Annotated in this window: 8 protein-coding genes; all 8 read left to right on the top strand. The window is 41.5% G+C overall.

The features are described from left to right. The first annotated feature begins 115 nt into the window (after nt 1-115). The 8 genes from MTBBW1_RS14460 to nqrE all read left to right on the top strand — a co-directional run bounded on the left by MTBBW1_RS14460 (nt 116) and on the right by nqrE (nt 13,432). Nucleotides 116-1,678 carry a 4Fe-4S dicluster domain-containing protein gene (locus MTBBW1_RS14460; RefSeq protein WP_080804477.1) on the top strand — a complete coding sequence of 521 codons (1,563 nt, stop codon included), beginning with the start codon at nt 116-118 and terminating at the stop codon, nt 1,676-1,678. Between the two features lie 265 nt (nt 1,679-1,943). Then, a complete protein-coding gene (locus MTBBW1_RS14455) occupies nt 1,944-3,101 on the top strand; it encodes an alcohol dehydrogenase family protein (protein ID WP_080804476.1) in 1,158 nt (385 codons plus the stop codon). A gap of 463 nt (nt 3,102-3,564) precedes the next feature. After that, complete coding sequence (locus tag MTBBW1_RS14450; protein WP_080804475.1) at nt 3,565-4,407, top strand: hypothetical protein; 843 nt, start codon at nt 3,565-3,567, stop codon at nt 4,405-4,407. Nucleotides 4,408-4,667: 260 nt separating this feature from the next. Beyond that, the gene (locus tag MTBBW1_RS14445; protein WP_080804474.1) at nt 4,668-5,924 is read left to right on the top strand and encodes an NADH:ubiquinone reductase (Na(+)-transporting) subunit B; all 1,257 of its coding nucleotides are present in this window, start codon (nt 4,668-4,670) and stop codon (nt 5,922-5,924) included. Continuing rightward, complete coding sequence (locus tag MTBBW1_RS14440) at nt 5,917-6,732, top strand: FMN-binding protein (protein WP_080804473.1); 816 nt, start codon at nt 5,917-5,919, stop codon at nt 6,730-6,732. Before MTBBW1_RS14445 ends, MTBBW1_RS14440 begins: the two co-directional genes overlap by 8 nt. A 12-nt stretch (nt 6,733-6,744) precedes the next feature. Then, on the top strand, nt 6,745-7,386 hold the full coding sequence (locus tag MTBBW1_RS14435; RefSeq protein WP_080804472.1) for an NADH:ubiquinone reductase (Na(+)-transporting) subunit D: 642 nt from the start codon (nt 6,745-6,747) through the stop codon (nt 7,384-7,386). A 136-nt stretch (nt 7,387-7,522) separates the two neighbouring features. Continuing rightward, complete coding sequence (locus MTBBW1_RS14430) at nt 7,523-12,565, top strand: diguanylate cyclase domain-containing protein (RefSeq protein ID WP_080804471.1); 5,043 nt, start codon at nt 7,523-7,525, stop codon at nt 12,563-12,565. A 258-nt stretch (nt 12,566-12,823) separates the two neighbouring features. Continuing rightward, nucleotides 12,824-13,432 carry an NADH:ubiquinone reductase (Na(+)-transporting) subunit E gene (nqrE, locus tag MTBBW1_RS14425; protein ID WP_080804470.1) on the top strand — a complete coding sequence of 203 codons (609 nt, stop codon included), beginning with the start codon at nt 12,824-12,826 and terminating at the stop codon, nt 13,430-13,432. Nucleotides 13,433-13,575 lie beyond the last annotated feature (143 nt).

Genomic DNA, 13,575 nt, shown 5'->3' with positions numbered 1-13,575 from the left:
CCAATTTAATTATCTGGAACAGTATAGGACACATGAGTTTCCACTATTGTATTACTAAAGACCGCACGAAACTCACCCTAAATACAAAATCAAAAGGTATTTTCACGGTTAATCTATGAAATATATTAAATCCGGCAAAAAATTTAACTCACTGCTCATAAATACACCGGCAACAAGAGTAATTAACCTTGAACCTCCGGATACTGTAGCTCTTATGCCATCCCTTGTTCCCCATATTAAACCAAGACTGCTTGTAAAGCCAAATGATAAAGTGCACAAGGGAACTGCTATTTTTGAAGATAAACGCAATCCAGAAATCAAATATCTTTCACCCGTTTCTGGTGAGATTATCAATATCCATTTTGGTCCAAGACGGGTAATTGAAGAGATTGTAATCCGTCTTGATAATAAAGATATCATGGATGAAACATTATCACAGGTTTTATCAAATATCAGCACCCTTATTTCAAATGCCAGCCCTGTTTCTGAGGAAAAACATTCTAATGGCTTAAAATCCTTGCCCCACAATTTATTACCGCAATTGTCAGACTCCTTTTCCGCCGCAAATATTGAAATAATCCTTAAACAGGCAGGTATGTGGCAGATGCTCCTCCAATTTCCTTTTATGGATATAGCAGAAACAAAAAACACTAAAATAACAACCACTAATCCATCATCCAGTGGAGAAGAGGAATCAAACAAAGCATCTGAACAATATGGTTTTCCGGCACTTATTGTCTCATTGCAACCAGGGGATAGTTTCTCTCCATGTGCATCAACCATTTTAAAGGATCGGGAAGCTGACTTTATAACGGGAATTGCCGCAATTAAAAAACTTGCTGCTGATATTGTGGTAGCCGCACCTCAAGATCAGATCAAAAATCTTGTAAAGATTGAAGAACACATAACCCATCTTACAGATAGTGAATGGCCAGCAGGAGATCCAGGTGTCATTTTGTACAAGATAAAACCTGATAGCTCCTGGAACAGAAGCGTAACCATTAATCCCCAGGATCTCCTTGCAATTGGTGCTCTTTTTGGAAGAGGTATATATGATGTACAAAGAGTATTCACCACAGGAGGAGGCACTGTTGAAAAACCATGTCATATGAGGTCGATTCTCGGCACACCTGTTACTCAACTGACCAAAAAGGTTCCTGATGGCAAAAGTGTTATTACAGGCGGAATCTTTTCCGGTCGTCATGCCAGAAAAAGGGAAAATATAAAAGCCGGAAAGCACAGAGACGACCTCACTCAGGATGATGATTACAGAGGCCACATGGCAGCAGGTGAATACAGTGCCATTGTTCTTGATTGCTCTCAAACCGAGCATTTTTTTGGGTTTCTCACTCCAGGCACTGGAAGCATGAGTGAATCAAGAACCTTTCTGTCGGCTCTTTCACCTACGGCAGTCAATGCCGACATAAATCTGCATGGAGAAGAGCGTGCCTGCATCAACTGCGGCATATGTGACAAGAAGTGCCCAGTGGATCTACTCCCTCAGTTCATAATGAAAGCTGCCCATGCAGAGGAGATGGAAGAGGTTATCCAGATGGGTCTTCTGGACTGCACATTGTGCGGGCTTTGCAGTTGTGTCTGTCCATCAAAAATTGATCTTTCCGCTATCATGCAGAGAACAAAGGAACAATACTATAAACTCAAAGTTGACACCTATTGATCTTGTAAGCCTTGTCAACACTGTCTGAATCAGGATTCCCAGGATTAACAAAGATAAGGCAGGATTATAGCTATCCTGAACATCCTTTCTATCCTGAACATCCTATCCATCCTGGTTGTCCTGATTCAGATAAATGCAATAACTTCTGAAAAAGCAATAAGATGTCGATTTTGAGTATAAAATAAAGACATCATAAGATACAGATCAAAGATTATAATCCAACAAAAGCAAAATTACCAACTTTAGGTAAAAACGGGATTCCTTTATGAAAACAAATAGCAGGAGTAATAACGCAAAAGATCGCTTTGATATCAGAGATTGCAAAAAAACAATGAAAGCAGTTGTCACAACAGGCAATGGTGGTTATGAAAAACTTGATTACCGAGATGTTCCGATTCCGGAACTTGCACCAAACGAAGTTCTTTTGAATGTCCTGGCTGCTGGAATAAATAATACTGAAATCAATACCCGCCTTGGGTGGTACTCTTCAAAAGTCACGACAGGAACAGAATCTCTTACAACTGCTGAAAAAGAGAAGCTGGATGCCAAACAACAGGGAGATGGCGGCTGGAACGAGGCAACCCCATTTCCATTTATTCAGGGCACAGATTGCTGCGGACGAGTGGTTGCTGTTGCACCAGGGGGCAATGAGAGTATCCTGGGCTTACGGGTACTGGTTCGTTCCTGTATGCGAAGTCAAGGATGGGATTCATTGGAAAATATCTGGATGGCTTCTGATTTTGACGGCGCATTTGCACAGTTTGTCAAAGTGCCTGAAACAGAAATCTTTCCTGTGAAGTGTGATTGGACTGATGCCGAGCTTGGAACCATCCCATGTGCCTATGGTACAGCCGAAAATATGATTCACCGAGCAGAGGTGGCTAAAGGTGAGCACGTCTTGATAGCTGGAGCTTCAGGAGGTGTAGGCTCTGCTGCTGTACAACTTGCAAAACGACGCGGAGCAGTTGTAACAGCTTTGGCAGGCAAAGCTAAACTTGAAAAAGTACAGAGAATAGGTGTGGATCAGGTAATTGATCGTGAAAAAGATATTGTGGACATTTTAGGGGAAAAATCTGTGGATGTTGTTATTGACAATGTTGCAGGAGAAGCCTTTGGAGGAATGCTCAAGGTCTTGAAAAGAGGAGGACGCTTTGTATCTTCAGGTGCTATTGCCGGACCCATTGTAAATCTTGATATGCGTGACTTCTATTTAAAAGATTTGACACTTATAGGATGTACTGCGTGGGATAAACCTGTTTTCCCTAACCTTGTCTCCTATATCGAAAAAGGTGAAATAAAGCCCCTGTTGGCAAAAACATTTCCACTTGAAAACATTGTCCAGGCACAACAGGAATTCACAAAAAAAATGCATGTGGGAAAATTCGTCCTGATTCCTCCTCCAGTTGATGATGTAAGTGCATAGACAAATATTTCTTCCGGTTAAGCCTCAAGAAATAATGGGAAAAAATTTATGTTCACCTATAGACTTCCAGAAAAATATTTTTTAATCTCAACTTTGAAGGACAGCCACATAGGGTTGCCCCTACATTATGCTTGCCAATTCAATTTTATACTCAAAATCGACACCTTGATGGCTTTTTCGTTAGCTATTGAATTTGTCTGAATCAGGATAACCAAGATGGATAGGATGTTCAGGATAGATAATCCTGCCTTATCCTGTTAATCCTGGGTATCCTGATTCAGACAGTGTTGACAAGGCTTAAAAGATCATAGGTGTCAGTTTTGAGTTTTATATGAAAGTCTCGGTAACATCCTGTTTTTAAAACGACTTTCATATCTTCGATTGTGGCGGTCATCAGCCATGTACGTTATATGGAATACTATACTTAAAAACACTATTTGCCTAAAATAAGATTACTATACATATGTTCCTACAAAAACTTTCAAAAAAATTGTTATCTGTTGTCAATCGACTGGATTCAATTCCACATGAAGATCCTGAGCTGACACCAGAAAAGTGGTGTATGAAACAACCCTGCATGGTAATCAGAATCGCCTCTAAGCAAATTGTTATAAGTCAGCCACTTTCAACTTTCTGGGTCTTTTTTCTGGGCTTTTTAACCATTGGAACAGCTCTGTTTTTTTTCCAGAGTAACAATGGAGAAGAGTCACGTTTATGGTGGGGCATTTCACTTTTGTTGTGGGGCATCGGGGCACTTCTTGCAGGGACAAGCTACCAGGCATTTGGCTACGAAATCAAATGTGCCGGGAAAAAAACATGCTCATGGACAAGCTGGTGGGAACTTATCTACCTTATATTCCAGCAAATCAGTATAAATGCGATGGTGGTTGCAATAGCACTATCCTGTACAGAAGGAACGCTACAGCAGGTGCTGTTTGTGTATGCCATACTGAGTTCAGCCATATATGCAATTTTAGTGATTATCGGAGGAATATTACCGGTGAAATCCCTCATCACCTTTGAACTTATGGTGTGGATTTCAACTCCGGCTTTCATTTTTTTCTGTTTATTGAATATCTTGCGCTACTACAAATTCAACTATTCCATGGATTTGGCGCTTCTCGGTGCATGGTTTTTGCTTTTTTGTACAATGATGGCCTATTATATTTATAATAAAAAGGGCATTACAAAAAAATTGTGGACAAAGGGAATCTGGTTCTCTGAAAATGATGTTTTGCATATTTTTCTTATCTTATGGATGATTTATATAGGAACTTTCGTAGCCGGACAGATCAGTGATTACTAATGACTGACGAGTACAACAAATAACAAAAAAACAACTTAGTAATTGGGTTTAATTAACTTTCCAAAACTTCCCCTCGCAAGTCTGTAAAATTTGGCTGGGGGCAAGGTGAATGGAGAAGTTATTAAAAATCAATTCCTTAGTAATTGGGTTTAATTAACTTTCCCAAGCTCCCCATGGCAAGCCTGTAAGAGGTGGCTGGGGGTGAGATGAATGGGCAAGTTATTAAAAATCAATTCCTTAACCACATTTAGTGAAAAGCCATGAAACAATTAAAATACCTGTTTGAAAAAATCGACCCCTATTTTAAACCCGGTGGCAGTATGAGCCGTTTTTTTGGCATATATCAGGCAACCAGAACCTTTTTCTTTCTGCCATCTCCGGTAAACAGATGCGCACCGCACATAAGGGATCATCTGGATCTCAAAAGATTCATGAGCTTTGTTATTCTTGCACTTCTGCCTGTAACCCTTTTCGGCATGTATAATGCGGGATATCAATACTATCTTGCTGCATCTTTGCCTGAACAGATCGGTTTCTTCAAGACATTCACAACTGGTGCCCTCCATGTGGTACCGATTATCATTGTCTCATATACAGTTGGTTTTTTCTGGGAGATCCTCTTTGCCACAATCAGGGGACATGAGGTGACAGAGGGGCTTCTGGTAACAGGTCTTCTCTTTCCATTGACACTTCCGCCAACCATCCCCCTCTGGCAGGTGGCAGTTGGTATGAGCTTTGGAATTGTCATTGGAAAAGAGGTGTTTGGAGGAACAGGACGAAATCTTTTAAACCCTGCACTTACTGCAAGGGCGTTTATCTTTTTTTCCTACCCTGCAAGCATGTCAGGCAATGCTGTGTGGCGTGTGATCCCTGAAAAAATAACAGAAGCAGGTGCTTCAATACAGAATGGAATCACCGGAATTTCACAGGCCATACCGATTGTCAAAAATCAGATTGATCAGGTGCTTGTTGATGCTTTAAGTGGAGCAACGCCACTTTCCCTTGGTGGCAGCACCGGATATATTGAAGCCACGTTGCATCAGGCAGGATTTGACCTTAAAACCTTGCTGACAGGACTTCACCCGGGAAGTATAGGAGAGACCTCCGCACTTCTCTGCTTTGCAGGGGCAATTTTCCTGATGGTTATACGCATTGCAAGCTACAGGATAATCATCGGCGGCATTGCAGGAGTTGTTATTACATCAATGATCTTCAAGCTCCTTCCAGGCCCCCAGGGGACATGGTTTTCTGCAGGGCCTCTTTATCATCTCTTTTCCGGCGGCTTTGCCCTTGGTATTTCTTACATGGCAACAGATCCTGTTTCAGCTCCTGGTACAGATGCAGGACGCTGGATATACGGTTTTCTTATAGGTTTTTTCACAGTTCTTATCCGAGCTGTAAATCCTGCTTATGTTGAAGGCGTGATGCTTTCCATACTTTTCATGAACGTTTTCTCTCCATTGCTTGACCACATCACCATAAAAATTGCTGTGGCAAAAAGGATCCCCAATGGCTGATAAAAAAGAAACTGCTGATAAAACTGAATTGACAGACAATAGAGCAACTGCTCTTAATGGTGAAGTCACTGTTAGTACCAAAGCTGTTAATACCGAAGCTGATGATACCGATGCAGCTAATACCAAAGCTGCTAATAAAGGACAACAAGCTATAGAAAAACGAATTTATGCATTAAAATTTGCAGCTATTCTCTGCCTTGTATGTTCAATCCTTCTGACAGGTGCATCTGTTGGACTTAAACCATTGCAGCTTGAAAACATGGAAATCGACCGCCAGAAAAATATACTCAAAGCTGCTGCCATCTTAAAGTCCGATGCAAATATGTCAAAAGATAAAATCAAGGCAATTTATCAGAAAAACATTGAAGAGGTAGTGGAAGAAAAGCTATCTCTCTATCTTTATAAAAAGCCCGGCACCAGTAAAATCATGGCATATATAATACCTATTGAATCTCGGGGACTCTGGGGGAAAATCAAGGGCTATCTTGCAGTGAAAAACGATGGCATGACCATTGCCGGTTTTACGGTTTACAGCCACTCGGAAACTCCCGGTCTTGGCGGAGAGATTGAAAAAAACTGGTTTGGCAATAACTTTATTGGAAAAAAGATCATCAATGATTCCGGAGATTTTGTATCCGTGACAATTGCAAAAGGAGATTCAGATGATCTGCCAGCCGAAAAAAAGGAACATTATGTAGATGGAATTAGCGGAGCAACCCTCACCGGCAAGTATCTATCCGAGGGACTTCGTGAAAATCTTGAGCGCTACGAAACAGTATCGGTAAAATTCCGACAGAACAGCTTTTAAGGATAAACAGCAATGACTTCTGCAAAATCAGAACTATGGCAAACCTTTACAAAGGGAATATGGAAAGAGAACCCTGTGGCCTATCAGGTACTTGGAATCTGCTCTGCACTTGCCGTAACTGTCCAGATGCACACAGCCCTTGTCATGGGCATTGCATTGACCCTTATAACAGGCATCTCAAACTTAATCATATCCATAATGAGAAGTAAAATCCCCTCAACCATAAGAATCATTGTGGAACTTACAGTTATAGCCTCCCTTGTTATTGTAACAGATCAGATATTAAAAGCTTTTTTCTATGATATAAGCAAACAGCTTTCGGTTTTTGTGGGCCTTATCATAACCAACTGCATTGTACTTGGACGGGCTGAAGCCTTTGCTCTTGCAAACCCTCCCCTGCCCTCCCTTATGGATGGCCTTGGAAACGGAGCAGGCTATGGCCTGATTCTTGTCATTGTGGCGTTTATAAGAGAACTTCTTGGCTCAGGCAAAATAATCGGTATCCCTGTAATTCCCCAGTGGCTCACTGATGCAGGTTACAGCAACATGGGTTTGATGGTTCTTGCCCCTGGTGCATTTTTTGTAATCGGGCTTCTGGTCTGGCTTAAAAACAGCCTTCCTGGTGCTTCCCATGAGGAGAAAACCGGCCAATAGTCTTCTTCTTCAAGGTTGATTGTCGGGTAAAAACTCTCAAAACCCCTTAAGTTGCCTCAAAAAGCCCCGACATTTTAAACTTGAAGAAGCAGTAGTGCTGTGTAGATAACATGCCCATTTCAGGAAATACACGATAATGAATGAAAACAATGACTACATTCAGGAAAAAAAAATCTACGAAAGTGCCACATCTATAGTTTTTCGTGGGAAACGTGTTAAGGATGGCAAACACGTTGTTCTAAAGAAACTGAGAAAAGAACGGCCGGATATCAAGGATCTGACCCGCTACCGAAATGAATATCGCCATCTTTCCTCTCTTGACATCGAATCTGTGATAGGTGCTTATGAATTAAAGGCACAAGGCAGCAACCTGATTCTTATTACCGAAGATTTTGATGGAGATTCACTGAGAATCCTTGCAGGACAACATCAATTTCAATTGTTGGAACTATTGAACATTTTCATATCTGTGGCAGATACCCTCTGTCGAATTCATGAAAAAAGGATAATTCATAAAGATATAACTCCTTCCAATATCGTATATAATCCGAAAACAGGCGTCTGCAAGTTGATTGACTTTAGCATTGCATCGCTTTTATCGCCAACCAACTTAGGATTGAGTCAATCCTCCACCCTTGAAGGGACTTTGGCGTACATCTCCCCTGAACAGAGTGGCCGGATGAATCGCCAGATTGATTACCGCACGGATCTCTACTCTCTCGGTGTGACCATGTACGAGCTTCTGTCAGGCCGTCTCCCATTTAAAGCGACCAATCCACTTGAAATGCTATATGCCCACATGACAACTCCGCCAGCGATGATATCTGAAATAAAACCGGATATCCCGCCAGTTCTTTCGGAAATAGTGTCAAAACTGATGAAAAAAACGGCTGAACAACGGTATCAAAATGCAATCGGGCTGAAATCCGATCTTGAAACCTGCCGTGAATTACTTATTAAAAAAGGAACTATTACTTCTTTTAAAATCGGTCGTAATGATATCTTCAACATCTTTTTCCTTCCCCAGAAACTTTACGGACGTGAAAAAGAACGCACACTCCTATACGACACATTCAATAAATTTATTTCAAAGAGAAATAATCACTCCAACATTCTTCTTGTTTCAGGCTATTCCGGCACTGGCAAAACATCCCTTGTCAAGGAGATACAGAAACCCGTTACGCAAAACAGAGGCTATTTTGTAGAAGGTAAGTTTAACCAGAATCAACGCACCATACCCTATTATGCCTTTAAACAGGCACTTTCCAGACTGGTCAATCTGTGGCTTTCCGAAAGCAGGGATCGACTTGACTCCATATCCCTGTCACTAAAGGAATCTTTGGGAAAAACCGGACAATTAATGATAGAGATGCTTCCCTCTCTGGAACTTATCATCGGGCCTCAACCGGATGTGCCGGAATTGTCAGGACTTGAAGCGCAAAATCGATTCAATTATACCTGTCGGAATTTTTTCCGTTCAGCAGCCACGGAGGACTCACCCCTCGTTATTTTCATTGACGACCTTCAATGGGCAGACCCTGGCTCCCTTAACCTGCTTTCTACCCTTCTGACAGACGCCATGCAATCAAGCCTCTTTTTGATTGGCTCATACAGAGACAATGAGATATCTTCTTCCCATCCACTCATTTTACTACTGGAATCATTAAACAAAAAAGCCATATACACTGACTCAATCAAGGTTGGAAATCTTGAGTGGGCAGATGTAGTGGCAATGTGCAGGGATTCACTGCACACAACCTCCCAGGATGTTGAAGCCCTGGCTGGACTCATCTTCACTAAAACACTTGGAAACCCTTTCTTTGTAACACAGTTTCTAAAAACACTTTACTCTGAAGAGCTCATTTTTTTTGATTCAGGAACCGCACGCTGGAAATGGGACATTGAAAAAATTCATCGCCGGAAGCTTCCAGAAGATGTTGTGCAACTTATGGAAGCCAAAATCAAAACATTGTCACCAGAAACCCGGTCAATTCTCCAATTTGCAGCTTGTACAGGTAATGCATTCAATGTCGAAACACTCAGTGTTATTTCACAAGTTGAAGAAAAAAAGATTGTTGAAGATTTGAGTGAGGCCATTGCTGAAGGGTTGATTATTCCACATGATATGGCAAGCTTTCGATTTTCCCACGATCGAATCCAGCAGGCATGTTATACATTGATTCAGAACCCTGAAGAGATTCATTACCGTATCGGAAGACGACTTCTCAAAAATTATGAAAGCAGATCTGGAGCAGAAAAAATTTTTGACGTTGTTAATAACCTGAACTCGGCAATTGCCCTGATTACAGACCAAAATGAACGGATAACCCTTGCAACACTCAACAGGGATGCAGGTGAATTGGCTAAAAAAGCCACAGCATATGCATCTGCAATCCGCTATCTCCAAACAGCAGTTACGCTCCTGCCGGAGGAAAGCTGGCAGGACTATTACAAGGTGACCTTTTCCATCCACTGTGAGTTGGCTCTTTGTCTCCATTACGCTGGTGAAACAGGCAACATTGAAAATGTTTTTCAAACTTTGCTGAAAAACGCAACTTCAAGGAAAGATAGTGTCTCAGTTCACATGATCCGCATGTTGCATTCTCATCTGGAGGGAGATTATGCAGGTGCTGTAGATATTCAAAAAGAGGCACTTTCCCTTCTTGACGTGGATATCAGAGAGGCGGATATCTCATCTTTGCTGCAAACCGAACTGGAAACGGTTTCAAAACTGCTTGGCTCCCGAAGCATTGAAAGCCTGAAACATGCCCCAAAGATGACTTCTGCGCACCATGCGTCCATTATGGATATTCTCATGGAATTGTGGACCAGCGCCTACCTTGATTCCCGTCTCGAACTTGTTGCCTGGTCATCCTGTAAAATGACCGCCATTTCTCTCCAATATGGCAACAATCATCTCACATCCTATGCCTACATGAATTATGCCTTTGTCTGCATAGCGTTACTGGGTCAATATGAAACCGGACATCGCTTTGGAAAAACTGCCATCAAACTTGCGGAACAATTTGATGATCTTCTTATGCGCGGCAAGGTCTATTTGCTCTTTTCTGTCTTCATAAACCACTGGAGAGCACCTCTGGCATCATCCCATGATTACAGTTTGAACTCCTTTCCTCTTCTGGTTGAAAACGGAGACTGGACATATGCCGGGTATTGCGCAGAATTCATGATTTCAGACCCGACAATATGGGGGCAGAACTGTCAGCAGCTCTTGATTGAAGCCAAACGTTATCTGCCATTTTTGCAAAATAACGCACCAGTGGTTCTTGATGAGTTTGTCAGACCGGCTTGTCTGAACCCTCTGCTTCAGTTGTCAGGGCTAACTAAAAGTGATAAAACATTTGATGATGATAATTTTACTGAAGAGACTTTTCTAAAAAAATACAAAAAAAATCCCCTGGCGCTCTCTTATTACTATGTCGCAAAACTTCGCAGCCTTTACTGGTTTGGCTACATAGATGACGCTTTGGAGATGATTGACAAGGTTGATTTTGTCTCATCAATTGCTCAAGGGCAGGCAAAAGTACCTGAAATGATTTTTTATGCATCTTTAACCCTACTTGCCTGTCGAGAAAAATTCGACAAGGAGAGGCTAAATCAGGTACTGGATGCAGTTGCAGAGTATCAGAACAAAATGAAAGTCTGGGCAGATAACAGCCCCGTCAATTTCAAACATAAATATTTACTTGTTGAAGCGGAGCGAGCACGAGCAGAATCCCGCAACTGGGATGCTCTCAGATATTACGATCTTGCCATTGCAGAAGCTCAACATGCAGGTTATATAAATAATGAAGCTCTGGCACATGAGCGCTGTGCAGAGTTCCTCTTTGAGCAGAAAATGAATTTATCTGCGTCATATCATATTAATGACGCACGCTTTGCCTATGAAAAATGGGGGGCTTTCGCCAAAGTGAAACATATTGAAAATAGATATGCCGACCTGATGCTGGATTTACCCTCGGGCTCCGCCTCTGACCGATACAATTTCCCTCTGACTGAGGCAACTTTTTTAAACACTCTTAATAGAAACAGCGATGTTGTATCTTTTGATATGATCTCCATTGTTCAGGCATCCCAGACCCTGGCAAGTGAAATAAATCTTAACAGACTACTTGGAAAGATGATGAGAGTTGTTATGGAAAATGCCGGTGCCAGCCGTTCACTTTTTCTCTCTGAAATCGACGACCGCTGGGTTATCAAGGCCGAAGCCCGTCTGGACTGGGCTGAGGTGTCGATTCCGCAAGCAACAGCCGATGCAACTCAAAATGACTCTTTTCCTCTCAGTCTCATAAATTACTGCGCCAGAAAACGGGAAAGCATACTTCTCGGTGCTGCCTCAAAATCCGGGGATTTTACCGCAGACTCATATTTCAGACAGAAGATCATAAATTCGGCTCTTACCCTTCCATTGATGAACTCAGGACGCCTTAAGGGAATTTTGTATCTGGAAAATAATCTTCTCGAAGACGCTTTTACCAGGAAACATCTTCAGGTACTGGAACTGTTATCCACACAGATCGCCATATCAATAGAAAATGCAGGGTTCTATAATGAACTTGAGACAATGGTATCACAACGAACCTCCGAACTGGTCAACCTGAATGAGAAACTACAAAAAGCAAATAAAAGTCTTAAGAAAATATCCAGTATTGATGGACTTACACAGGTTTTCAATCGGCGATATCTTGACGATACCCTTGAAAAAGAGTGGAAAAGACATATGCGCATGCAGACGCCAATCTCCCTGATAATGTGTGATATAGACTATTTTAAACAGTACAATGATTATTACGGCCACCTGGCAGGTGATGAATGCCTCCGTCGGATTGCCAATTCCATAGTCAGCTCTGCCAATCGTCCAGGCGATGTTGTGGCCCGCTATGGTGGAGAAGAATTTGTACTGGTATTGCCTGAGACCGGTGCCGAAGGAGTGCGCCATATTATAAAGAAGATCCAGAAAAATATTCGGGAACTGAAAATTCTTCACAAAAAATCTGATGTCAGTTCTCATGTTACACTCAGTTTTGGTGCAATCCACACCATTCCACAGCCTGGACAACAGGTACAGGATGGGCTTAATTCTGCTGATATTTCTCTTTATAACGCCAAAATGCAAGGGAGAAACAGAGCCATAACCGCATCTGACCTGAAAAATTGATATCTTTTGGCATCCTTAATATGAATCCAAAGGTACTTTACACTTTTTTGTGAGAGATTCCCGCTACTCAGAGTTTTATCTCCGGAAAGTGTAAAATGGGAAATGAAGCATGCCTATCTTTTGACATATTTCATTCATCATCTTACACTTTAAGGAATATAATGGGCGTTTTTCGGGAATTTCAATCCAAAAAGTGTAAACCGGCAAATCAAGGATGCCCCGAAATTCCTTGCATTTTTTAACAGACTGGAAAAAGACATGACAGATCTTATATCCCTTTTTGTAAATTCAGTATTCATTGGAAACATTCTTTTATCCTATTTTCTGGGAATGTGCTCCTTTATTGCAGTCTCCAACAACATCAATACCTCTTTTGGTCTTGGATGTGCCGTGATATTTGTCCTGACCATCACATCTCCTGTAAACTGGTTCATCTACTACTATATGCTTGCTCCCGGGGCACTGTCATGGGTAGGTCTTCCTGATATTGATTTAAGCTTTCTGAAATACATCACCTTTATAGCTGTTATTGCAGCCATTGTTCAGGCAGTGGAGATGATAATAGATAAGTACTCTCCTGTGCTTTATGCAGCTCTTGGTGTATTTCTTCCCCTGATTGCTGTCAACTGCGCAATTCTTGGAACAGCACTTTTCATGGTGGAAAGAGAATATACACTTATGGAATCAATTGTTTTTGGAGCCGGTTCCGGCACAGGATGGATGCTTGCCATTGTGTCCATGGCAACCATAAAAAAAAAGATGCGCTATGCAGATGTTCCTGATGGACTTAACGGCTTTGGCATAACAATGATTGTTGGAGGGCTTATGGCAATGGCTTTTATGATGTTTTCGGGTATAACTCTTTAGACATATTTCATTTATCAGTTTACACTTGTTTAAACCATGATTTTCATGATTAAACTGACATGATTGCGTATCAATCATGCCCGTTTAATCATGTGAACCTCACTAAATCCTTCTAACTCAAAATCGACATCTTATTGCTTTTT

The organism is Desulfamplus magnetovallimortis, from assembly GCF_900170035.1.
GTDB classification, from domain to species: domain Bacteria; phylum Desulfobacterota; class Desulfobacteria; order Desulfobacterales; family Desulfobacteraceae; genus Desulfamplus; species Desulfamplus magnetovallimortis.
The sequence above is the reverse complement of the archived record's forward strand: the minus strand, read 5'-3'. Positions and strand labels throughout refer to the sequence as shown.